Raw genomic sequence first — 22,028 nt, forward strand, 5'->3', positions numbered from 1 at the left:
GTCAGCGCAGGGCGATGGCGGCCAGTGCGGCGTTGACGATGCTGCCGGGCAGCAGGTCGTGCAGTTCGTACAGCTCGGCGACGCTGCCGGACTGGCCGAACTCGTCCACGCCGAGCGGCACCGCCGGCGCGCCGACCGCCGAACCGAGCCAGGCCATCGCGTGCGACGCGGCGTCGTGCACTGTCACCACCGGCACCCGATCGGCGAACGCGGACCGCAGCGCGCCCGGCACGCTGGGCACAGTGGCCGTCCGTACGCCCTGGCGGAGGGTGCGCTGCCAGGCCCGGTAGAGCCGGTCCAGCGAGGTCACGTCCACCACGTGCGCGGCGATGCCCTCGTCGGCCAGTTCCGCCGCGGCGGCCAGCACCTCGGGCAGGACCGCGCCGGAGGCGGCCAGTTGCACCACCGGGGCGTCGACCAGGTGCGGGTACGTCTGGTGCGCGTCGACCAGCCGGTACGCCCCGGCGACGACCTGCCGGCGCAGCACCGCGTCGCCGAGCCGCGCCCGGGCCGCCTCGAACGGCGCCTGGTCCAGCGGTCGGGTGCTCAACCGGAAGTAGTACGCGCCGTCCTCGGCGGGTGCGGCGGTCGCGGCCGGGGCCGGCCCACCGGCGATCTGACCGAGCGCGTCGCAGAGCAGCCAGTCGAGGGTGGCCGCGTACGCCGGCTCGATGAAGGTCACCCCGGGCAGCTCCAGGCCGACCGACGCGGTGATGGTGGACTGGTGGGCGCCGCCCTCCGGGGCGAGGGTGATGCCGGACGGCGTGCCGGCCACCACGAACCGGGAGCCGGAGTAGGTGCCGTACAGGAACGCGTCGAGGCCGCGCAGCACGAACGGGTCGTAGACAGTGCCCACCGGCAGCAGCGGCTGCCCGGACAGGTCCCAGGACAGCCCGAGCTGGCCGAGCAGCAGGAACAGGTTCATCTCCGAGATGCCCAGCTCGATGTGCTGCCCAGCGGGGCTCTCCGTCCAGCGCAGCATCCGGTCCTCGGTCCAGGAACGCTGCTCGGTGGGGGCGAACACCCCGGTCTTGTTGATGAACCCGGCGAGGTTGGTGGAGGTGGCCACGTCCGGGGCGGTGGTGACCAGGTAGCGGCCCACCTCCCGGTCCCGCGCCAGGTCCACCAGCACCCGACCGAAGACCTCCTGCGTGGAGATCGGCTTGTTGGCGCGTACTCCGGTGCTCTCCGGAACGGTGACCGCCAGCGCGCGCTCGCGCGGCGCACGGGACAGCGCCTCGCGGCGGGCGCCGGCCTGGATCCCGGCGGGTGACGCCGGGTCGAGGCGGTCCCACTCGGTCTCGGCGGTCAACCCCTGCGCGGCGCGCAGCGTGTCGACCTGCTCGGAGCTGAGCAGCGCGGAATGGTTGCGCGGATTACCGGCGATGGGCAACCCCCAACCCTTGACGGTGTACGCGAAGACGACGCTGGGCCGGTCGGTGACCGCGTCGCACTGGGCGTACGCGTCAAGCATCGCCTGAAGGTCGTGCCCGCCCAGGTCGGTGACGAGCGGGCCGAGCTCCTCGTCGGAGACGTCGGCGATCAGCTCGGCGATGCCGGCCGGAGCGCCGTCCAGGAACTGCTTGCGCAGCGCCGGCCCGGCCAGCCCGAACAGCGACTGGTACTGCTCGTTGGGCATAGCGTCGATCCAGTCGCGCAGCGCCTCGCCGCCCGGCCGGGCGTACGCCTCGGCGAGCCGGCGGCCGTACTTGACCTCCACGACGTGCCAGCCGGCAGCCTCGAACTGGCCCCGCCACTGGTTGATCCGGATGCCGGGGACCACCCGGTCCAGCGACTGGCGGTTGAAGTCGACGAGCCACATGACGTTGCCCAGCCCGGTGGTCGCCGGGTCTGCCACCGCCTCCCAGATGTTGCCCTCGTCCAGCTCGGCGTCGCCGATCAGCGCCACGAACCGGGAGTGCGGGCGGGCCCCGAAGTGCGCGTCGACGTACCGCCGGGTGGCGGCGGCGAAGAGCGGCGCCGCCGCGCCCAGGCCGACCGAACCGGTGGAGAAGTCCACAGCGTCCGGGTCCTTGGTGCGCGACGGGTACGACTGGAGGCCGCCACGGGCCCGCAGCCGGGGCAGGTAGGAGCGGTCCAGGTTGCCGAGCAGGTACTGGATGGCGTGGAACACCGGGGACGCGTGCGGCTTCACGGCGATCCGGTCCTCGGCGTCGAGGTGCGCGAACCAGAGCGCTGTCATCGCCGTGACCAGGGAGGCGCTGGACGCCTGGTGGCCGCCGACCTTCACACCGTCGCCGGTGACCCGGTCATGGTTGGCGGCGTCCACGATCCGGGTGGCGAGCCAGAGCACCCGCCGCTGGATCTCGTCGAGGACATCGAGGTCGTGCTCGGTCACTGTGGCTCCATCCAGGCGTCGCCGTTGACGCCCTCGCGAGGGGTGTGCGGGGTGGCCGCGTAGTCGACAGGGGGTTGCGGAAGGCCGCCGCCGGGTCACGGCGGCGGCCTGCTCCGGTCGGGTCTCTCAGCCCTCGACGCCGAGGCGCTCCAGGATCAGCTCACGCAGGGTCTTCGCGTCGGCCTGACCACGGGTGGTCTTCATGACCGCGCCGACCAGCGCGCCGACCGCGGCGACCTTGCCGCTGCGGATCTTGTCGGCGATGCCGGGGTTCGCGGCGATCGCCTCGTCCACGGCGGCGGTGAGCGCGCCGGTGTCCGATACGACCTCCAGGCCCCGGTTGGTCATGATCTCGGTGGGCGAGCCCTCACCGTCGACCACGCCCTCCAGCACCGTGCGGGCCATCTTGTCGTTGAGCTTGCCGGCGTCGACGAGCCCCTGAAGCTCGGCGACCTGGGCGGGGGTGGCACCGATCTCGGCCAGCTCCACGCCGCTCTCGTTGGCCCGGCGGGACAGCTCACCCAGCCACCACTTGCGGGCTGCGGCCGGGGTCGTGCCGGCGGCCACTGTCGCCTCGATCAGCTCGACCGCGCCGGCGTTCAGCACCGACTGCATGTCCAGGTCGGAGAGGCCCCACTGCTCCTGGAGCCGACGCCGGTGCACCCGCGGCAGCTCCGGCAGGGCGGCCTTCAGCTCGGCGACCCAGGCCGGGTCCGGGGCGATCGGCACCAGATCCGGCTCGGGGAAGTACCGGTAGTCGGTGGCCGTCTCCTTCGAGCGACCCGGGGTGGTGTCACCGGTGTCCTCGTGGAAGTGCCGCGTCTCCTGGGTGATCCGGCCGCCCGCGTCGAGCACCGACGCCTGCCGCAGCATCTCCGAGCGGACCGCCCGCTCCACCGACCGCAGCGAGTTGACGTTCTTCGTCTCGGTACGGGTGCCCCACTCCGCGCCCGGCAGGTTGAGCGAGGTGTTCACGTCGCAGCGCAGCGAACCCTCCTCCATCCGCACGTCGGAGACGCCGAGCGTGCGGATCACGTCGCGCAGTTCGGCGACGTACGCCTTGGCCACGTCGGGGGCGAGCGCACCGGTGCCCGTGATCGGCTTGGTGACGATCTCGACCAGCGGAATGCCGGCCCGGTTGTAGTCGACGAGTGACTCCGTCGCGCCGTGGATGCGGCCGGTGGCACCACCGACGTGCAGCGTCTTGCCGGTGTCCTCCTCGAGGTGCACCCGCTCGATCTCGATCCGTACCGTCTCGCCGTTGACCTCGACGTCCAGGTAACCGTCGACGCAGATCGGCTCGTCGTACTGGCTGATCTGGAAGTTCTTCGGCATGTCCGGGTAGAAGTAGTTCTTCCGGGCGAACCGGCACCACTCGGCGATCGAACAGTTCAACGCCAGGCCGATCCGGATGATCGCCTCGATGGCCGCCTTGTTGGCCACCGGCAGCGAACCGGGCAGGCCCAGGCACACCGGGCAGACCCGGGTGTTCGGCTCGCCACCGAAGTCGGTCGGGCAACCGCAGAACATCTTGGTGTTCGTGCCCAGCTCGACGTGGGTCTCCAGGCCGATCACCGGCTCGAAGCGTGCAACGACCTCGTCGTACGCGGGCAGTGTCGTGGTCATGAGACGCTCCAGGCGCGATCCGGGACAGAACCTGTCCAGCCTAATGGGGTTGCCCGATCAATCCTCGGCCGGGTTTCGTCCGGCACGCGTGGCGTCACCGACAGCGGGGTACGGAACGACAATGACGAATACGGGGAGAGAGTCAGGAGCCCAGGTCCGGCCGGTGCTCGTCGGGGTGGTCGCGGTGTGGGCGGTGGCCGTCGTGGTGACGCTGATCAGTTGGTTCGCCTCCGGGGAGGACCGGAACCCGGACACGGCCGCCGAGTTGGTGATCGGCATGGTGCTGCCCGGGGTGGCGGCGGTGGCGATCGCGTACGCCGGCGTGCACCTGGTGAACCGGCGGCGTCGGAATCAGGGGCGGCCGTGAGCACCGAGGAGAGTGTCGCCGCTGAGAAGCAGGTGGCGAAGGAAGACCTGGCCGCGGCGCAGGTTCCGGAGAACCGGGGCCGGCAGCGCCCCCGGAGCACGTACGTTGTCGCCGCGTTGGTAGTGGTCCTCTTCGCCGCGCTGGGCACCGCCGCATTTGTCGGCCGAGGCACCGTGAAGTCCGATGACCTGCTCGTGACGTTCGCGTGGATGCTGATCCCGCCGCTGGTCGGCGCGGCCGTCGCCCTCGCCTTCGGCCGCCGGCTGCTCAGGCGGCTGCCCCGGACGGCCGGTGCCGACCCGACGACGAGGCGGCGGATCGGGCAGGCGCTACGCGACGGGTCCACTGACGACCCTCGCCTGGACGCGCTGGCGCGCAAGGAGGCTCGAACCCGGGTCAGTCAACGCTGGCTGCTGCTGCTGTTCGTGGCAGGTCTCCTCACCCAGGTGGGGCCCCTGGTGAGCCCGGTCCGCCCGTTCGGCCGCCTGCTGGCCGCACTGCTGATCCTGCTCTGGGGAGGTGCCGCCTGGTGGCGCTGGCGTGGTCTGCGGGAGGCCCGCCGCTACCTCGCCGGGCCGCCGAGCCAGCCCTGATCCACGCCCAACCCGCCAGATGCGCGATCGGCGCCGAGGGACAGGTCCCTCGGCGCCGATGCGGTGACGTCCGTTCTAGAGCGCCGGCGGGGTGAACGTGCCGACTGCGGACTCCAACGCGGCGGCGACCCGGTACATCCGGTCGTCGGCCATCGTCGGGGCCATCACCTGCAGACCGACCGGCAGCCCCTCGGAGAGCCCACAGGGCACCGAGATGCCCGGCCCGCCGTACAGGTTCGTCGGAATCGTGTACAGGTCGGCCAGGTACATCTGGTACGGGTCGGCGGTCCGCGCGCCCATCGGGAACGCCACCGACGGGGTCGTCGGCGAGATCAGCGCGTCGACCCGCTCGAACGCGGCGGTGAAGTCCCGGGTGATCAGCGTCCGAACCTTCTGCGCCTGCCCGTAGTACGCGTCGTAGTAACCCGACGACAGCGCGTACGTGCCGATCATGATGCGGCGCTTGACCTCCGGGCCGAAGCCGGCCTCCCGGGTCAGCGACATGACCTCCTCCAACGACCGGTTGCCGTCGTCGCCGACCCGCAGGCCGAACCGGACACCGTCGAACCGGGCCAGGTTGGAGGAGCACTCGCTCGGGGCGATCAGGTAGTACGCCGGCAGGGCGTACGCGAACGTCGGGCAGGACACCTCGACGACCTCGGCGCCCATCTTGGTCAGCGCGTCCACCGACTCACGGAACGCGGCCATCACGCCCGGCTCGGCGCCCTCGCCCACGAACTCGCTCACGATTCCGAGCCGCACACCGGTCAGGTCACCGGTAGCGCCGAGCTTCGCCGCCGCCACCACGTCCGGCACCGGCTGCGGGATGGAGGTGGAGTCGCGCGGGTCGTGCCCGCCGATCACCTGGTGCAGCAGGGCCGCGTCGAGCACCGTACGGGCACACGGGCCGGGGGTGTCGAGCGACGAGGAGAAGGCCACCAGCCCGTAACGGGAGGTGCCGCCGTAGGTGGGCTTGGCGCCCACGGTGCCGGTGACCGCACCGGGCTGGCGGATCGAGCCGCCGGTGTCCGAGCCAATCGCCAGCGGCGCCTCGTACGCGGCCAGCGCCGCGGCGCTGCCACCACCCGAACCACCGGGGATCCGGCTCAGGTCCCACGGGTTGTGCGTCGGGCCGTACGCCGAGTATTCGGTGGAGGAGCCCATGGCGAACTCGTCCATGTTGGTCTTGCCGAGCATCACCGTGCCGGCCTCCCGCAGCCGCTGCACGATCGTCGCGTCGTACGGCGGGCGCCAGCCCTCCAGGATCTTCGACCCCACGGTGGTCGGTACGCCCCGGGTGGCGAGCACGTCCTTGACCGCGACCGGCACACCCGCGAGCGGGCCCAGTTCCTCGCCGGCGGCCCGGCGCTCGTCCACCGCGCGAGCCGCGGCGAGCGCGCCCTCGGTGTCGACGTGCAGGAAGGCGTGCACCCGGTCGTCGACAGCGGCGATCCGGTCCAGGTGCGCCTGGGTCACCTCGACGGCCGAGGTCTCGCCCCCGGCGACCAGGCTCGCGATCTCCGCCGCGGTCATTCTGGTCAAATCGCTATTGCCGGTCAGCTCGCTCATGAGGCCACATCCTCGGTCAGGATCCGCGGTACGCGGAACCGCTGGTCCTCGGCGTCGGGCGCGCCCGACAGCGCTTCCTCCGGGGTCAGGCACGGCGTGACGACGTCCTCGCGGAAGATGTTCGTCAGCGGCACCGAGTGCGAGGTCGGCGGGATGTCCGCGGCGGCGACCTCGCCGACCTGGGCGACCGCCTGGAGGATCACGTCGAGCTGGCCGGCGAACGTGTCCAGCTCCTCCTCGGTGACGGCGAGCCGCGACAGGCGCGCCAGGTGCGCGACCTCCTCGCGGGAGATGGCGGCCATCCGTGCCCCCTTCTGAATTCCTGCTGGTCGGGCGGTGTGCCGGCCGCGCGACAGGTGGAGCGAGACACGCGGTGACCGGAGCGAGTCTATTGTTCCGCTCCGGTGCCGCGTCCCCGACTCCCCCTCCGGCGGCCCTCGTGCCGGGTCAGCGGGTGGGGCGGCGAGCGACATCCGGCTGTGGGAGCCCGCCGGTCGGGCGGACCGGCCGGTACCGGGCCAGCCAGGTGACCAACTCCTCGGCCGGCATCGGCCGGGCATAGAACCAGCCCTGAGCCGCGTCGCAGCCGGCGGCGTGCAGCATCCGCCAGGTCCGCTCGTCCTCGACACCCTCGGCGACCACCCGCAGCCCCAGCGCGCCGGCCAGCTCGATCATCGACCGGACGATCGCCGCGTCGTCGGCGTCGTCGGCCATGCCGAGGACGAACGACCGGTCCACCTTCACCTCCGACAGCGGCAGGCGGCGCAGGTGCTGGAGCGAGGAGTAGCCGGTGCCGAAGTCGTCCAGCGCGATGGCCACCCCGATCCGGTGCAGTCGGGAGATGGTGGCCAGCACCCGACGCGGGTCGGCCATCAACGCGCCCTCGGTGATCTCGACCTGAAGCCGCTCGGCCGGCACCCCGTAGCGGGCCAACCGGTCGGCGATCTGGTCGGCGATCTCGCCGGTGTGCAGGTCGCGCACGCTCACGTTCAGCGCCGCGCGCAGGCCGATGCCGGCCGCCGACCACTTGGCGAGCTGCTCCACCACGTCGTCGACGACACGACGGGTGAGCAGTCGCATCACGGCGCTCTGCTCGGCGACCCGGATCAGTTCCTCCGGGTCGACCATGCCCCGCCGGGGGTGCCGCCACCGCAGCAGGGCCTCGACACCGACCACCTCGCCGGTCGCGATGGCGATCTGCGGCTGGTAGTACATGGTGATTTCCCCGGCGTCGTCGGCCGGCTCGTCGTCCGCGTGCGCCCACCCGGTCGATTCGAGTGGCTGCCCAGGCGTACCCGGCCCGACATCCCGACGAGCCCCGTTGCGCCCCTTGCCCACCGCGCTCCCGTTCGGGGACCGCCGACCGATCACGCCACCGGCGCGCCGCTCCCGGGCCGGGCCGGAGCGGGCGCCGGCGACAGTGGCACGGGCATTGCGGCCCCGGATCGGGTCGGCGCCGGTGGCGATCCGGTTGATCAGCTCATCGGAGTGCACCAGCTCGGCGTCGGTGCGCCTACGGCGTGCCCACCACCGGGCGGCAACCGGTCGTGCTGTGACAACCGCCGACGCCGGGTCCGCCGCCAGCCCGGACCGGTCCGACGCCGCACCGGGCAGCGCGTCCTCGGCCGGGGCGCCGGTGGGCAGCGCCGCCCCGTCACCGCCGCGCACCTCCGCCGACGCGACAAGGGGTACGTCGGCAGTCCGCTCGGCGTCGCTCGGCACGCCGTGCCGGTCGTTCCCGTCCGGTTCCGTACCCTCGCCCTGGCCCTCAACCGCCGACTCGGCGTCGGCGTCGAACGGTCCCTCGGCCGACGGGCTGGTCTCCAGCACGCGGCGCAGGTCGGCGAGGAGGCCGAGTCGCTCGGCGGAATTGTGGTCGGACTCCGGGGCGTACACGGCCACCGTGTCGTTGCGGTGTTTGGCGTCGTACATCGCCACGTCGGCGTGGCGCATCAGGGTGGCGAAGTCCTCGCCGTGCTCTGGGAAGAGGGCGATCCCGATCGACCCGCCCACGTCCAACGGCAACCCGTCGAGCGGCACCGGCTCGGCCAGCGCCTCGACGACCCGGTCGGCCAACTCCCGCGCCTGACCGACATCGGTCAGCCCGGTCATCACGATGGCGAACTCGTCACCACCCAGCCGGGCGATCATCTGTGGTCGGGGCTGCATGTCGGTGAGCCGGGCGCTGACCTCGACCAGCAGCCGGTCGCCCACGGCGTGCCCGAGGGCGTCGTTGACGTTCTTGAAACGGTCCAGGTCGATCAACAGGAGCGCGAGCTGCCCGTCGGGTTCACCGCGGGCGGTCCGCTCGGCGTGCAGGTGCACCTGCTCGGCGACCTCGGCCAGCAGGGCCTTGCGGTTGGGCAGCCCGGTCAGCGGGTCGGCGGCGGCGAGGTGCTGCTGTTCGTTCGTCAGCCGCGCCATCCGATAGACGGCGAAGAGCGGCACCAGCACCAGCGGGATCAGCGCGGCGCTGACCCGCGCCGCCGCGACCAGCACCGGGGCGAGCAGCAGCAGCGAGCCGGTGGAGAGCAACTCGAAGCCGAGGCCCTGGCGGACGGTCGGCCACCAGCGATCCCCGAAACGCAGCCGCACCGCCCAGCTCACCAACCCGTAGTTGACGACGAACCAGGCCAGCGCGGCACCGCCGACAGCGGCCACGTCGGTCCAGTGCAACCGCCCACCGGAGAAGATGGTGCCCGAGCCGAGCTGGATCACCCCGTACGCGGCGGCGAGGGCGCACGCGTACTGGCCGACGTTGAACGCCGTGCGCCACGCGGCGTGCCGCATCCGCCAACCCGAGACGACGACACCGACCGCCTGCACCACCACCGCCGGGCCGAGGCCCCAGCCGAGCAGGATCGCGAAGGTGAAGCAGGTGGACGGGAACACCGCCGACGTCTGCCGGCGCCCCGGTGGCACGAACGGGCGCGCGTCGCAGATCACGGCGAGCGCGGCCATCGTCCAGAACGCCACCGGCAACTGGGACAACTCGCCGGGAAGCCTCGCGAGTGGAACGGCGGCGGTCAGCGCGGCGAACGCCAGGATGCCGGCGACGAAGGCGGCGAACGGTGCGACCCGTCCCGCAGGAAGCGAGTTGCGTGGGTCGGCGACCTCCACCACACCTCCCGACCGACCATCGGCGTGCCGGTGCGCGCGCCGTGACCCAATGAAACGCCCTCGGCCCCCAGTTTCCCGGTATGACAGTCACGAATCGGTCGTAGTCGTAATTAAGTTGGTATACGCGGCCACTCGCCGTGCCGTGCCGCCGGCGGGGGTCAGCCGCCCGGTTGGGCGACCTCCCGGGCGGCGTCCGGGCCGGCCTCCAGCAGGAGGCGGAACCCGTCCTCGTCGAGCACCGGCACCTTGAGACTGGCGGCCTTGTCGGCCTTCGACCCGGGGTTGTCCCCCACCACCACGAAGCTCGTCTTCTTGGAGACCGACCCGCTGACCTTGCCGCCCCGGCTCTGCACGGCCTCCGCGGCCTGGTCGCGCGAATAACTGGCGAGGGTGCCGGTCACCACCACCGTCAACCCCTCCAACGGGCGCGGCCCCTCGTCGACCGCCTCCTCGGCCATCCGTACGCCGGCCTCGGCCCACTTGCGGACCACCTCGCGGTGCCAGTCCACAGCGAACCACTCGCGGATGCTGGCAGCGATGGTCGGCCCGACCCCGTCGACGGAGGACAGTTCCTCCTCGGTGGCCGCGTCGATGGCGTCCATCGAGCGGAAGTGCCGGGCGAGCGCCTGGGCCGCGGTCGGGCCGACGTGCCGGATGGAGAGCGCCACCAGCACCCGCCACAGGTCCCGTTCCCGGGCGACCGCGAGATTGTCCAGCAACTTGGTGGCGTTGCTGCCCAGGCTGCCGTCCTTGTTGACGAAGAACGGCGACCGGGACAGCTGCTCGGCGTCGAGCTGGAACAGGTCGCCCTCGTCGCTGATGATCTCCGCGTCGAGCAGGGCGGCGGCACCCTTGTAGCCGAGCACCTCGATGTCGAAGCCACCCCGGCCGGCGAGGTGGAACACCCGCTCCCGCAACTGGGCCGGGCAACTGCGGGTGTTGGGGCAACGGATGTCCACGTCGCCCTCCTTGGACGGCGCGAGCGGGGTGCCGCAGGCCGGGCAACTGGTCGGCATGACGAACGGCCGGGCGTCGGCGGGCCGCAGATCGACGACCGGGCCGAGCACCTCGGGGATCACGTCTCCGGCCTTGCGCAGCACCACCGTGTCGCCGATCAGCACCCCCTTGCGCTCCACCTCGCGGGCGTTGTGCAGCGTGGCGAGCGCGACTGTGGACCCGGCCACGCGCACCGGCTCGAGCACGGCGAACGGGGTGACCCGGCCGGTGCGCCCCACGTTGACGTCGATGTCGAGCAGCTTGGTGGTGACCTCCTCCGGCGGGTACTTGAAGGCGATCGCCCAGCGGGGGGCACGACTGGTCGACCCGAGCCGGCCCTGGATGGAGACCGGATCGACCTTGACCACCACGCCGTCGATCTCGTGCTCGACGTCGTGCCGGTGCTCGGCGTAGTAGGCGATGAACTCCGCCACGCCGGCCAGGTCCGGGACGACCCGCCACCGGTCGCTGGTCGGCAACCCCCAGGACTTGAGTGCCGCGTACGACTCGGACTGCGCCGTGGGCTGGAACCCGCGGCGGGCGCCGATGCCGTGCACCACCAGGCGCAGCGGCCGGGTGGCGGTGACCCGTGGATCCTTCTGTCGCAGGCTGCCGGCGGCGGCGTTGCGGGGGTTGGCGAAGGGCGCCTTGCCCTGCTCCACCAGACCCGCGTTGAGATCGGCGAACGCGGCGATCGGGAAGTAGATCTCGCCTCGGACCTCCACCAACTCGGGGACATCCGGGAATTCGGCGGACGCGACGAGCTGGCCGGGCACGTCCCGAATGCTGCGCACGTTTGCCGTGACGTCCTCACCGGTACGCCCGTCGCCTCGGGTGGCGGCCCGGACCAGCCGGCCGTTCTCGTAGGTCAGGTTGATCGCCAGCCCGTCGACCTTCAGCTCACACAGGTAGGGCACCGGGCCGCCCGCGTCCCGTTCGACCCGCTCGGCCCAGGCCGCCAACTCCTCGTCGGCGAAGGCGTTGTCGAGCGACAGCATCCGTTCGGCGTGGGTGACCGGTGTGAAGTCGGTGGAGAAGGTGCCACCCACCCGCTGGGTCGGCGAGTCGGGAGTCCGCAGCGCCGGGAACTCCTCCTCCAGTGCCTCCAGCTCGCGCAACTGCCTGTCGAAGTCGGCATCGGGGATGGTCGGCGCGTCCAGCACGTAGTAGCGGTACTGGTGCTCGGTCAACTCCTGACTGAGCGCGGCATGCCGTTCCCGGGCCTGCGGCGTCGGCTCAGCCCCGGCCGCCGCCTCCTGCGCCGGGCTGACCTGCTGACCGATCTGTTCCTCGGACACACCGCCACCTTCGGACACGCCTGCGACCTCCCTGATCACGCTACTCCGGCACCGTATCGGGCCGGTGGGACAATCCGCCGCCCACCCGCACCCAAAAGCGCGACCCCCTCCCTCCCCTCCCCCCCTCCTTCCCCCCTCCTTCCCCCCAGCCCTATCCGGTGATCAGGTGATCCACCCTTCCCGCGATCTTGCATTTGCTGTCGCGGCATTTGGGGTGTTCCGCGCATCTCGGCGACCGAAACTGCAAGATCGGCGCGGGCGGGGCGGCTGCGGTGTGGTTGGCGAGCGGCACGGGCGGTGGCGTGCGAGGATCGCCGGACGATGGCGGCCCGTGGGCCGCCGGGACACGGAGGTACGGATGCCCGAGGCACTGCTCTGGGCGGCGGCGATCCTGCTGGCCGTGGCCGCCGGCTGGGCGTGGAACAGTTGGCGGCACCGGGTGGCCAACCGTCCGGGCACCCGGCCGGGTCGGGGCGGCAGCGGTGGCCGTCGTTCCACCCCACCACGGCCCCGTGGCGCCGGACGGCCGTCCACCAAGCCCCGCTCGCGTGACACCGACCGACACGGCGACGCCCCGGCGCCCGGTGAGATCTGGTGGGCCGACGTGCCGTACGCCGACGGCAGCGGGTCGAAGGTGCGCCCATGCCTGGTGCTGCGCGCCGACTCCCGGGGCGCCGACGTTCTGAAGATCACCAGCCAGGACAAGAGCGACCGGGACGACCACGTGCGGATTCCCACCCGGGACTGGGACCCGGGCGCGGAGCACGACAGCTACCTCAGCCTCACCGAGCCGATCCGACTCAACTCGGCCGCCTTCGCCGACCACGCCGGCCGCTGCGACGCCGACCTGTGGCGAAAGGTCCGCAGCCTGCGCCACCTCCCCACCTCCTGACCACCCCACCATCCGCGTGGCCGCCCGGATCAGTCCCAGGTCGCGCCGAGCGTGGCCAACTGGTCCGCGTACTCGATGCGGTTGGCCCAGTCGCGCGGCCAGGCGGTCATGCCGACGGCCGCGCCCACGAACGCGCCGGCCAGGGCGGCGATCGAGTCGGAGTCACCGGCGGTGGTCGCGCCCCGGGCCAGCGCAGCGACCGGGTCGTCGGCGTGCCGTACGGCGCAGAGCAGCGCGGTGGCCAGCGCCTCCTCCGCCACCCAGCCCTCCCCGGTGTCCCGGCACGGGTCGCCGCCGTCGTCGGGCTGGCGCAGGGCGTCCGTCAGTCGGCCCAGCACCGCCAGGCACTCGTCCCAGCCCCGGGCGATGAACTCCTGCGGAGAACCGGAACCGGCGTGCTGCCAGAGGTCGCCCAGCCACCGCTCGGAGTAGACCAGGCGCTGGGACAGTGCCCGCTCGGTGAGCACCGCGGGAAGGTCGGGCAGCGAAACGCCCGCGCGCAGCACGAAAACCGCGTACGCGGTGAGTTCGCTGGCGGCCAGCCCGGTCGGATGGCCGTGGGTCAGCCCGGCCTGCAACTGGGCCAACCCGGCGAGCGTGTCGAGGTCCACGTCGAGCAACCCGACCGGGGTGACCCTCATGTTGGCCCCGCAGCCCTTCGAGCCGACCACCGTCGCCTCCTGCCAGGGCAGCCCACGGCTCAACTCCGCGCAGGCACGCAGGCAGGTCATGCCCGGGGCTCGGTTGTTGTCCGGGCTGACCGCCCAGGCCAGGAAACGTTGACGCAGCAGCGGCTCCACCGCCTCCGGCGTGAACGACGGGGCCTCGTGCAGCGCCCAACCCACCGCGAGCGCCATCTGGGTGTCGTCGGTGACCAGTGCCGGCTCGCCGGACAGCTCTCGGGGGCCGGCCGGGCCGTACCGGCGCACGATCTCGGCGACGGTCAGGAACTCCGTCGGCTTGCCCAGCGCGTCACCGTAGGCGAGGCCGAAGAGCGAACCGGAGGCGCGAAGCGCAGAGGTATGGATCACGGCGGCCATGATGCCGGGCCGCCGCAACCCACGGCAGGGTCAGTCCCAGCAGAGGCAGAACGGGTGGCCGGCCGGATCGGCGTAGACCCGGAAGCCCTCGCCCTCACCTGGCAGCCGCCGAGCACCCAGCGCGAGCGCCGCCTTCTCGGCGGCCTCGATGTCGTCGACCGTCACGTCGAGGTGGAACTGCTGTGGGCGCTCAGGATCCGGCCAGGCCGGTTGGCGCAGGTTGAGCGCCTGTTGAAAGGCGAGGCGCGGCTGGTGACCGGGTGGGCCGCCCAGCACCACCCAGTCGTCGTCGGAGTCACCCTCGGCGAGCGGTACGCCGAGCAGCTCGGCGTAGAACGCCGCCAACGCCCGCGGATCCGGGCAGTCGATCACCACTGAACGCAGCTGTCCAATCATGACCGTCATCCTGCCCACCGGGTACGACAGGAAACCTCAGTCCTCGCCGAGGCGTCGGCCGGCGTCCCGGCACGCGGCGAGCACCGCCCGCGCGTACTCCGGTGTGGCGCCGGCGAGGCCGCAGGCCGGGGTGACCACCACCTGCTCGGCGAGTTGGCGACGAGGGAAGCCGAGGCGGTCCCACACCTGGCGTACCCGATCGGCGATCTGCGCGGAGGTCGGCACGCCACCGGCCGACGGCGGCCGGGTCGGCGCGGCCCCGGCCAGCAACCCGAGGCCGGCGTCGATCGCCTCGCCCAGCGGGTCGAGCTTGGTGACCAGGTCCAGGTCGAGGGCGACCGCGACGGCGCCGGTGGAGCGGATCAGCTCCAGCGGCACGTCCGGGGCGCAGCAGTGCACCAGCGTCGGCACGCCGACCGCCTCGACGACAGTACGCAGCAGGGCGGCGGCGTCCACCGAGTCGACCGCCCGGTACGCGCCCAGACCGCTTTCCGTCGGCACCCGCCCGGCCAGCACAGTCGGCAGTGACGGCTCGTCCAGTTGCAGCAGCACCGATGCCTGGGGCAGCCGGCGGGCGACCGCCGCGACGTGCGCGCGCAGCCCTTCGGCGAGGGAGCCGGTCAGGTCGCGGACCGCGCCGGGATCGCGCAGCATTCGACCACCGATCGGCAACTCCAGGGAGGCTGCCAGCGTGAGCGGGCCGGCGGCCTGCACCTTGATCGGCCCGGCGTACCCCTCGGCCTGCTCGGCGAGCTGGTCCAGGTCGCGTTCCATCAGGTCACGGGCCCGGCGCAGGTCCCGGCCCGGGCGTGGGGCGACCCGCCACCGCCCCGCGTACACCTCGACGGGCAGCTCGACGAGCAGCCCGGCGGACCGGCCGATCATGTCCGCTCCGGGGCCACGGGCCGGCAACTCGGGCAGGTGGGGCAGCTCGGGAAGCTCCCCGAGGACCACCCGCTGAGCCTCGCCGATGTCGGTGCCGGGCAGCGAACCAATTCCGGTTGCCGCGCCGGCCGGCCAGGGCCACGCCTGATCTGTCACGGGCGAAGGCTATCCCGCGAACACCCAGGCCGTGCGGTCAGCCGGTGATGGTCGCGGAGCCGAGGACCACGTCGCCGGCAGGGTCCGGCCGGTACGCGACCACGGCCTGACCGGCGGCGACACCGCGGACCGGTCGGCGCAGCTCGGCGTGCAGCCGGTCACCGTCGAGGGCGACGGTCGCCGGCACCGCGTCGCCGTGCGCGCGCAACTGCACCTCGCACTCGACCGGGGCGTCCGGACGGGCGCCGCCGGTCCAGACCGGACGTACGGCGTGCACGTCGGACACGTCCAGGGCCTCGGCCGGGCCCACAGTCACCGTGTTGGTCTTCGGCGTGATGGAGAGCACGTAGCGTGGCCGGCCGTCCGGGGCGGGCCGGTCCAGGTGCAGCCCGCGGCGCTGCCCCACCGTGTAGGCGTACGCGCCGCTGTGACTGCCGACGACGGCGCCGGTGGAGGCGTCCACCACCTCGCCGGGGGCCTCACCGAGCCGGCCGGCCAGGAAGCCGCGGGTGTCCCCGTCGGCGATGAAGCAGATGTCGTGCGAGTCCGGCTTGTCGGCCACGGCCAGGCCACGCTCGGCGGCCTCGGCGCGGACCTGCGCCTTCGTCGCGTCACCGAGCGGGAAGATCGACCGGTCGAGCTGCTCACGGGTGAGTACGGCGAGCACGTACGACTGGTCCTTGGCCAGGTCGACACTGCGCCGCAGCAGCCCGTCCGCGCCGAGGCGGGCGTGGTGCCCGGTCACCACCGCGTCGAAGCCCAGGGCCACCGCCCGGTCCAGCACCGCCGCGAACTTGATCTTCTCGTTGCAGCGCAGGCAGGGGTTCGGCGTACGACCGGCGGCGTACTCGGCGACGAAGTCGTCGACCACGTCCTCGTGGAAGCGGTCGGCCATGTCCCACACGTAGAACGGGATGCCGATCACGTCGGCCGCCCGCCGGGCGTCCCGGGAATCCTCCAGGGTGCAGCAGCCGCGCGCGCCCGTCCGATAGGTCTGTGGGTTGCGGGCCAGCGCCAGGTGCACGCCGGTCACGTCGTGCCCGGCCGCCACCGCCCGCGCCGCCGCCACGGCCGAGTCAACCCCACCCGACATCGCCGCCAGAACCCTCACTGACCCACTCCCTTTCCCGTCCCCACCACAACCCTATCCACCAGCCCCGGAAACCCGCCGGACCCGTGCCCGCCCCGCCCGTCCACCTTCGCGATCTTGCAGTTTCTGCGGCGACATATGTCGCGCAAGGCGCGAACGGCCAACCAATAGCGCACGATAGCGGGGCTTGACCCGCGCTAGCGGGGGGTGCGGAGAGCGGCGGCTCGGCGGGCCCGGTCGACAGCTGCCGGGAGGGCCGCGATGAGGGCGTCGATGTCGGCCTGGGTGCTGGTGTGGCCCAGTGTGAAGCGCAGCGAGGAGCGGGCGCGGTCGTCGTCGGCACCCATCGCCAGCAGCACGTGCGAGGGCTGGGCCACGCCGGCCGAGCAGGCGGAGCCGGTCGAGCAGGCGATCCCCTGCGCGTCGAGCAGGAGCAGCAACGCGTCGCCCTCGCAGCCGGGGAAGGAGAAGTGCGCGTTGCCGGGCAGCCGGTCGGTCGGGTCACCGTTGTAGATCACCTCGGGCACCGCCTGGCGGACCCGCTCGATCAGGTCGTCGCGGAGCGCGGCCACCCGGGCCGCGTACTCCTGCTGACCCTTCACTGCCGACTCCACAGCGACCGCGAAGGCGACGATGCCGGCGGTGTCCAGGGTGCCGGAGCGGATGTCGCGTTCCTGACCGCCGCCGTGCAGCAGCGGCGTGGCCGGCACGTCCCGGGCGAGCAGCAGCGCGCCCACCCCGGTCGGGCCGCCCAACTTGTGCCCGGTGACGGTCAGCGCGGCGACCCCGCTGGCGCCGAAGTCGACGGGCACCTGACCGACCGCCTGGATGGCGTCGGTGTGGAAGGGCACCCCGTGTTCGGCGGCGACGGCGGCCAGCTCGGCCACCGGCTGGACGGTGCCCACCTCGTTGTTCGCCCACATCGCGGTGACCACTGCCACCTGGTCGGCGTGCGCGGCCAACTCGGCGCGCAGGGCCTGCGGGTCGAGCCGACCGACGGCGTCCACCGGCAGCCAGCCGACCTCGGCGCCCTCGTGCTGGCCCAGCCAGTCGACAGCGTCCAGCACCGCGTGGTGCTCGACGGCGCTGGAGACCACCCGGCGACGGTCGGGCCGGGCTGCTCGGCGGGCCCAGAAGATGCCCTTGACCGCGAGGTTGTCGCTCTCCGTGCCACCACCGGTGAAGATCACCTCGGAGGGCCGGGCACCCAGCACCGCTGCCACCTGTTCGCGTGACTCTTCGACCCGGCGGCGGGCACGGCGGCCCGCCGCGTGCAGCGAGGACGCGTTGCCGACCTCGCGGGCGGTAGCGACGTACGCCTCCAGTGCCTCATCGAGCATGGGAGTCGTCGCCGCGTGATCCAGGTAAGCCATCGCCGTTCAGCGTACGGCCGACACATTGGGGACCGGATGCCGGAGGGGACTGCACGCAACGGCCGGGGTGGAACTCCACCCCGGCCCGATGCGCGCGGACCCGGTCAGGCGGGCACCGCGGTGACGACGATGTTGTCGCGGTACTTTCGGGCCTTGGCGTCGAACGGCCCACCACAGGTGATCAGGGTCAGCCGCGGCTTGCCGTCGCGGGCGAAGTACCGGTCCAGCGGGATCTTGGTCTTGGCGTACTCCTCCCGGGCGACGACCCGGTACCGCCGCTCCTCACCGTCGCTGCCCGTCGCTGTCAACGTGTCGCCCTGGTCCAGCTCACGCAGCCGGAAGAACGCCCCCTTGCCCTGCTTGGCGCTGTCCACGTGACCGGCGATGACCACCGAGCCGACCTCCGCCTCCAGGCCGGGGCCGTAGCGGTACCAGCCGATCTGGTCGACGCTCGGCGGCACCTCGAACTCGTTGGTCCGCTCGTTGATGCCGACCGCGTTGACGGTGGCGGTGACGCCGATCTCCGGGATCAGCAGCCGTACCGGCGGGATGATCTTCGGACCGGCGGGCAGTTCACCAGCGGTCACCGGCACCGACGGGGCACTGGCGGCGGTCGGTGCGGGGCTGGCCAGCGTGCTCGCCTCGTCGGCCCCCACCGTCCCGGCCGGCTGGTTGGCGCACGCCACCAGGGTGGCGGCGGTGAGCGCGGCAACGCCGGCGGCGAGGGCCGCCAGCGCGCCGCGGTTGCGCACCGTCACTTGCGGCCGGTCCGCGCGGTCGCCATCCGCACCCCACCACCAAGCAGCAGGAGTACGCCGGCACCGGTGAGCACGTACCACCAGGTGTCCACGCCCGTGCCGGCCTGGCCGCCGTCACCGCTGGGCACGCCGCCCGGGGCGGAGTGCAGGCCGGTGATGGTCTGGGCCACCACGTCGAGAGTCTTGCCCTCGGCGGAACCGATCGCGTAGACGATCGTGGCGGTGCCCTCCTTGAGGTTGAGGTCCGCCGGGCCGATGGCGACGGTGTCGGTGCCGGCCAGCACCACGTCGGCCTTCACCTCGCCCGCGTCGACGTCGCCCTTGGCCTCGTTCGGGTTGGTGAGGGCCTCGAAGACAGGGGTGCCACCGGCGCGGACGTCGACCGCCGGGGCGGCGGCGGTGTGCCGGACGATCAGCCGGGCCTTGCCGGCGTCGACCTTCGAGACGTCGTTCACGAACGGGGTGATCTTCGGCTGGCCGGCGGCGTCGAGGTGGGCCGCGATGCTGATGTTCGCACCGCCCGGCACCGCGGCGTTGTCGACCTTGAGGATCGCGCTGCCGATCGGCTCGCCCGGCTTGGTGAGCGCGATGTCGTAGTCGCCCTCCTCCAGGTTCAGCGGGCCGGCGACGTCGCCGGGCTTGAAGTTGTCAAGGGTCTTCTTGCCGTTGACGTAGACGTCGACAGGGGTGTCCGGGATGCCGTGCACGACGGAGACCTTCGACGTGGCGGCGTACGCGGGGCTGGCGGTGAGGGCACCGACGCCGGCGAAGGCCAGCGCGGCGACCGCGCCGCCCGCGGCGACCCGACGGAAGTACGAGAGCTGCATGTCTGCCTCCTGATATTTGGTGCTGATTCGTCAGGCCTGGCTTGCAGAACGGGTTACGCCGGCTCTCGGTCGGGCGGATGCGCCCCGGAGGCACTTTTCTTTTCCGGCCCCAACCGCATCCGGAACGGGGTCGGGAGACGAAGAGCTGGTGAGATGACATCGACCGGGGAAGTGGGGCGGGGACTGTGGCAGCTACAGTCGGGCATGCCCCATCGAAGGCGAGCCGCCCGATGACGGCGCTACGACAGGAACCGGACCCTCCGGTGGACGACCTCGACCGCAGGTTCCGCGACGGCGACGACGTGGCGCTGCGCGAGGCGTACGACCGCTACGGTCGTGCCGTGCTCCACCTGGCCACGTCCATGCTGGCGAACCGCAGCGACGCCGAGGACGTCACCCAGGCGACGTTCGTCGCCGCCTGGCTGGGACGCGACACGTTCGACCCGGCCAAGGGGTCGCTGATCGGTTGGTTGCTCGGCATCGGCCGGCGAAAGGTGATCGACCGGATGCGCGCCTCGGCCCGGGAGACCCGGGTGGTGGAGACGGTCCGACAACTGCCCGAGCCGGCACAGACCCAGCCGGACCCGGACCGCGTGGTGGACCGGTTGGTGATCGCCGACGAACTGGCTCGTCTCCCGGACGATCAGCGACGGATGCTGGAGCTGGCCTTCTACGACGACCTGACACACCAGCAGATAGCCACTGTGACCGGCGTGCCGTTGGGCACCGTGAAGAGTCACATCCGACGCGGCATGGCGAGCTTGAAACGCAGATGGGAGGTGGACGGTGCAGCACCTGGACCACGACCGGCTGGTATTTCTGGCACTCGGTGAGAGCGAGGCGGACAACGGGGAGAGCACCCACCTCGGCACCTGCGCGCTCTGCCGGGCGGAGGTCGCGAGCCTTCAACAGGTGGCGGGGCTCGGCACCGAGACGCAGGGCCTGGCCGACCTGCCCGACCCGCCGGAGCACGTCTGGCAGGGCATCGAAGCCCAGGTCAGGGCGGCGGAGGCCGGGCCTTTGCTGACCGAGACCCGTCGACACCGGGTGCCCGAGCAGGCCGACACCACGACGGCCGAGCAGGCCGACACCACCACGGCCGAGCAGACCTTCGGCGCGGCGGCCGAGCCGACGGTGACCCGACTCGACCCGACGCGGCGATCCCGCCGGGGTCGCGGCTGGTCCGGTTGGGTGGCCACAGCGGTGACCGCGGCCGCCGCCGCGGCGGTCGGCGTCGTGGGCACCGTCTCGGTGCTCCGACCGGACGATCCGACGCCCACCCCGACGCCGGTGGTGGTGGCGAGCGCGCCGCTGGCGGCGTACGGGGCGACACCGCCTGCGGCCAAGGGCGACGCCCGGGTTTTCCAGGACGGCCAACTACATCTGCATGTGGCGAATCTCCCGAGCGTCCCGGGGTACTACGAGGTCTGGCTCATCAATCCGACGACGATGGAGATGTTCTCGGTCGGCACCCTGGGTGGCGGTCCGGACGCCCTGCTACCCCTGCCCCCGAATGTCGACCTCAAGAGCTACTCGGTGGTCGACGTCTCCGCCGAGCAGTACGACAACAACACCCGCCACTCCGGCGACAGCCTGCTGAGGGGCTCCCTGACGGGCTGATCGGCGGGCCGGCTCAGCTCCCCGGCTCGCCGATCAGCTCCCCACACGTCAGTGGCCGCCCGTTCACACGGGCGGCCACTGACGTATCGCTTGCCTACTTGCGCTTGCGGATCTCCTCGGCGGCCTGCGGGACGATCTTGAACAGGTCGCCCACCACCCCGAAGTCGGCCAGCTCGAAGATCGGCGCCTCGCCGTCCTTGTTGACAGCGACGATGGTCTTCGAGGTCTGCATGCCGGCCCGGTGCTGGATGGCACCGGAGATGCCGAGGGCGACGTAGAGCTGCGGGGAAACCGTCTTACCGGTCTGGCCCACCTGGAACTGGTGCGGGTAGAAGCCGGAGTCGACGGCCGCGCGGGACGCGCCGACGGCGCCGCCGAGCAGGTCGGCCAGCTCCTCGACCAGCTTGAAGTTGTCGGCGTTGCCGACGCCCCGGCCGCCGGAGACGACGACGCCGGCCTCGGTCAGCTCGGGGCGGGAGCCCTTCTGCTCGGCGACCCGCTCGACGACAGTGGCCAGCTTGTCGGTGTCGGTGACCGAGACGCTGAGCTGCTCGATCGCCGGGGTGGCGGCCGCCGGGGCGGGGGTGACCGAGTTGGGCCGGACGGTGACCAGCGGCAGGCCCTTGGTGACCTTGGACTTGACGATGGTGGAGCCGGCGAAGGCGACCTGGGTCGCGATGCCGTCGGCGTCCAGGCCGACCACGTCGGTCAGGATGCCGTTGTCGAGCTTGACGGCGAGCCGGGCGGCGATCTCCTTGCCCTCCTGGGCCGACGCCAGCAGCACGGCGGCCGGCTGCACCCGCTTGACCAACTCGGCCAGCACTGTCGCCTTGGGGGCCACCAGATAGCCGTCGATGTCGTCACCCTCGGCGGCGTAGATCTTCTCCGCGCCGTACTCGCCCAGCTTGCCGCTCAGCGCCTCGGCGGCGCCGGCGCCACCGAGCACCACAGCGCTCGGGGCGCCCAGCTCACGCGCGAGGGTGAGCATTTCCAGGGTGACCTTCTTGACGCCGAATTCCTTTGTGGCTTCGACGACGACGAGAACCTCGGACATGTCAGAACC

19 protein-coding genes are annotated in these 22,028 nt (G+C 72.3%); 5 read left to right on the top strand and 14 right to left on the bottom strand.

Translation table 11 applies throughout. The features are described from left to right. Position 1: 1 nt before the first annotated feature. Positions 2 to 2,359 carry a pyruvate dehydrogenase gene (locus OG992_RS14410; RefSeq protein ID WP_266303473.1) on the bottom strand — a complete coding sequence of 786 codons (2,358 nt, stop codon included), beginning with the start codon at positions 2,357 to 2,359 and terminating at the stop codon, positions 2 to 4. Between the two features lie 126 nt (positions 2,360 to 2,485). Then, positions 2,486 to 3,985: an Asp-tRNA(Asn)/Glu-tRNA(Gln) amidotransferase subunit GatB gene (gene gatB, locus OG992_RS14415; protein WP_238684685.1), complete on the bottom strand. Its 1,500-nt coding sequence runs from the start codon at positions 3,983 to 3,985 to the stop codon at positions 2,486 to 2,488. A gap of 121 nt (positions 3,986 to 4,106) precedes the next feature. Here gatB and OG992_RS14420 point away from each other — a divergent pair, with 121 nt between their 5' ends. Beyond that, positions 4,107 to 4,352: a hypothetical protein gene (locus tag OG992_RS14420; protein ID WP_238684686.1), complete on the top strand. Its 246-nt coding sequence runs from the start codon at positions 4,107 to 4,109 to the stop codon at positions 4,350 to 4,352. Continuing rightward, the gene (locus OG992_RS14425; RefSeq protein WP_266303474.1) at positions 4,349 to 4,945 is read left to right on the top strand and encodes a hypothetical protein; all 597 of its coding nucleotides are present in this window, start codon (positions 4,349 to 4,351) and stop codon (positions 4,943 to 4,945) included. Before OG992_RS14420 ends, OG992_RS14425 begins: the two co-directional genes overlap by 4 nt. A 75-nt stretch (positions 4,946 to 5,020) precedes the next feature. On the opposite strand, the gene gatA is transcribed toward OG992_RS14425, so the two are convergent. The 4 genes from gatA to ligA all read right to left on the bottom strand — a co-directional run bounded on the left by gatA (position 5,021) and on the right by ligA (position 11,928). Beyond that, entirely contained in the window at positions 5,021 to 6,514 is a 1,494-nt protein-coding gene (gatA, locus tag OG992_RS14430; RefSeq protein ID WP_266303475.1) for an Asp-tRNA(Asn)/Glu-tRNA(Gln) amidotransferase subunit GatA, read from the bottom strand. Continuing rightward, complete coding sequence (gene gatC, locus OG992_RS14435; protein WP_091393256.1) at positions 6,511 to 6,816, bottom strand: Asp-tRNA(Asn)/Glu-tRNA(Gln) amidotransferase subunit GatC; 306 nt, start codon at positions 6,814 to 6,816, stop codon at positions 6,511 to 6,513. Before gatC ends, gatA begins: the two co-directional genes overlap by 4 nt. A 145-nt stretch (positions 6,817 to 6,961) precedes the next feature. Continuing rightward, positions 6,962 to 9,634 carry a bifunctional diguanylate cyclase/phosphodiesterase gene (locus OG992_RS14440; RefSeq protein WP_266303476.1) on the bottom strand — a complete coding sequence of 891 codons (2,673 nt, stop codon included), beginning with the start codon at positions 9,632 to 9,634 and terminating at the stop codon, positions 6,962 to 6,964. A gap of 158 nt (positions 9,635 to 9,792) precedes the next feature. Further along, on the bottom strand, positions 9,793 to 11,928 hold the full coding sequence (gene ligA, locus OG992_RS14445) for an NAD-dependent DNA ligase LigA (RefSeq protein ID WP_266303477.1): 2,136 nt from the start codon (positions 11,926 to 11,928) through the stop codon (positions 9,793 to 9,795). Between the two features lie 358 nt (positions 11,929 to 12,286). Between ligA and OG992_RS14450 the strand changes: the two genes are divergently transcribed. Then, positions 12,287 to 12,820, top strand: a complete 534-nt coding sequence (locus OG992_RS14450; RefSeq protein ID WP_238684691.1) for a type II toxin-antitoxin system PemK/MazF family toxin — start codon at positions 12,287 to 12,289, stop codon at positions 12,818 to 12,820. A 29-nt stretch (positions 12,821 to 12,849) separates the two neighbouring features. Here the strand turns inward: OG992_RS14450 and OG992_RS14455 are convergent, their stop codons facing one another. The 7 genes from OG992_RS14455 to OG992_RS14485 all read right to left on the bottom strand — a co-directional run bounded on the left by OG992_RS14455 (position 12,850) and on the right by OG992_RS14485 (position 19,345). Then, complete coding sequence (locus OG992_RS14455; protein WP_266303480.1) at positions 12,850 to 13,860, bottom strand: ADP-ribosylglycohydrolase family protein; 1,011 nt, start codon at positions 13,858 to 13,860, stop codon at positions 12,850 to 12,852. A gap of 30 nt (positions 13,861 to 13,890) precedes the next feature. Then, positions 13,891 to 14,256, bottom strand: a complete 366-nt coding sequence (locus tag OG992_RS14460) for a VOC family protein (protein WP_238684693.1) — start codon at positions 14,254 to 14,256, stop codon at positions 13,891 to 13,893. 36 nt (positions 14,257 to 14,292) lie between these two features. Next, positions 14,293 to 15,297, bottom strand: coding sequence for a methionine synthase (locus tag OG992_RS14465; protein ID WP_266303481.1), 1,005 nt, complete (start codon positions 15,295 to 15,297; stop codon positions 14,293 to 14,295). Positions 15,298 to 15,334: 37 nt separating this feature from the next. Continuing rightward, complete coding sequence (mnmA, locus tag OG992_RS14470) at positions 15,335 to 16,408, bottom strand: tRNA 2-thiouridine(34) synthase MnmA (RefSeq protein WP_266303482.1); 1,074 nt, start codon at positions 16,406 to 16,408, stop codon at positions 15,335 to 15,337. 176 nt (positions 16,409 to 16,584) lie between these two features. Further along, positions 16,585 to 17,760 carry a cysteine desulfurase family protein gene (locus OG992_RS14475; RefSeq protein WP_266303483.1) on the bottom strand — a complete coding sequence of 392 codons (1,176 nt, stop codon included), beginning with the start codon at positions 17,758 to 17,760 and terminating at the stop codon, positions 16,585 to 16,587. A gap of 104 nt (positions 17,761 to 17,864) precedes the next feature. Beyond that, positions 17,865 to 18,518, bottom strand: coding sequence for a class F sortase (locus OG992_RS14480; RefSeq protein WP_266303484.1), 654 nt, complete (start codon positions 18,516 to 18,518; stop codon positions 17,865 to 17,867). Then, positions 18,515 to 19,345 (bottom strand): DUF4397 domain-containing protein, encoded by an 831-nt coding sequence (locus OG992_RS14485; protein ID WP_238684698.1) that lies wholly within the window; start codon positions 19,343 to 19,345, stop codon positions 18,515 to 18,517. Before OG992_RS14485 ends, OG992_RS14480 begins: the two co-directional genes overlap by 4 nt. A gap of 230 nt (positions 19,346 to 19,575) precedes the next feature. On the opposite strand from OG992_RS14485, the gene OG992_RS14490 reads away from it, so the two are divergent. Together OG992_RS14490 and OG992_RS14495 are read left to right on the top strand one after the other, a co-directional pair. After that, positions 19,576 to 20,178 (top strand): RNA polymerase sigma factor, encoded by a 603-nt coding sequence (locus OG992_RS14490; RefSeq protein WP_238684699.1) that lies wholly within the window; start codon positions 19,576 to 19,578, stop codon positions 20,176 to 20,178. Beyond that, positions 20,132 to 20,965, top strand: coding sequence for an anti-sigma factor (locus OG992_RS14495; protein WP_266303485.1), 834 nt, complete (start codon positions 20,132 to 20,134; stop codon positions 20,963 to 20,965). The genes OG992_RS14490 and OG992_RS14495 overlap by 47 nt, the downstream gene beginning before the upstream one ends. Positions 20,966 to 21,059: 94 nt before the next feature. On the opposite strand, the gene OG992_RS14500 is transcribed toward OG992_RS14495, so the two are convergent. Next, entirely contained in the window at positions 21,060 to 22,019 is a 960-nt protein-coding gene (locus OG992_RS14500; protein WP_266303486.1) for an electron transfer flavoprotein subunit alpha/FixB family protein, read from the bottom strand. Positions 22,020 to 22,028: the final 9 nt, after the last annotated feature.

This window comes from Micromonospora sp. NBC_00362, assembly GCF_026342155.1.
GTDB classification, from domain to species: Bacteria; Actinomycetota; Actinomycetes; order Mycobacteriales; family Micromonosporaceae; genus Micromonospora; species Micromonospora hortensis.

Bases quoted from the DNA above. Each gene is read 5' to 3' on its own strand.
- OG992_RS14450 (WP_238684691.1), top strand. From the start codon at position 12,287: ATGCCCGAGGCACTGCTCTGGGCGGCGGCGATCCTGCTGGCCGTGGCC.
- gatA (WP_266303475.1), bottom strand. From the start codon at position 6,514: ATGAGCGAGCTGACCGGCAATAGCGATTTGACCAGAATGACCGCGGCG.
- OG992_RS14490 (WP_238684699.1), top strand. From the start codon at position 19,576: ATGACGGCGCTACGACAGGAACCGGACCCTCCGGTGGACGACCTCGAC.
- OG992_RS14475 (WP_266303483.1), bottom strand. From the start codon at position 17,760: ATGGCTTACCTGGATCACGCGGCGACGACTCCCATGCTCGATGAGGCA.
- gatB (WP_238684685.1), bottom strand. From the start codon at position 3,985: ATGACCACGACACTGCCCGCGTACGACGAGGTCGTTGCACGCTTCGAG.
- OG992_RS14460 (WP_238684693.1), bottom strand. From the start codon at position 14,256: ATGATTGGACAGCTGCGTTCAGTGGTGATCGACTGCCCGGATCCGCGG.
- OG992_RS14500 (WP_266303486.1), bottom strand. From the start codon at position 22,019: ATGTCCGAGGTTCTCGTCGTCGTCGAAGCCACAAAGGAATTCGGCGTC.
- OG992_RS14485 (WP_238684698.1), bottom strand. From the start codon at position 19,345: ATGCAGCTCTCGTACTTCCGTCGGGTCGCCGCGGGCGGCGCGGTCGCC.
- OG992_RS14420 (WP_238684686.1), top strand. From the start codon at position 4,107: ATGACGAATACGGGGAGAGAGTCAGGAGCCCAGGTCCGGCCGGTGCTC.
- gatC (WP_091393256.1), bottom strand. From the start codon at position 6,816: ATGGCCGCCATCTCCCGCGAGGAGGTCGCGCACCTGGCGCGCCTGTCG.
- OG992_RS14455 (WP_266303480.1), bottom strand. From the start codon at position 13,860: ATGGCCGCCGTGATCCATACCTCTGCGCTTCGCGCCTCCGGTTCGCTC.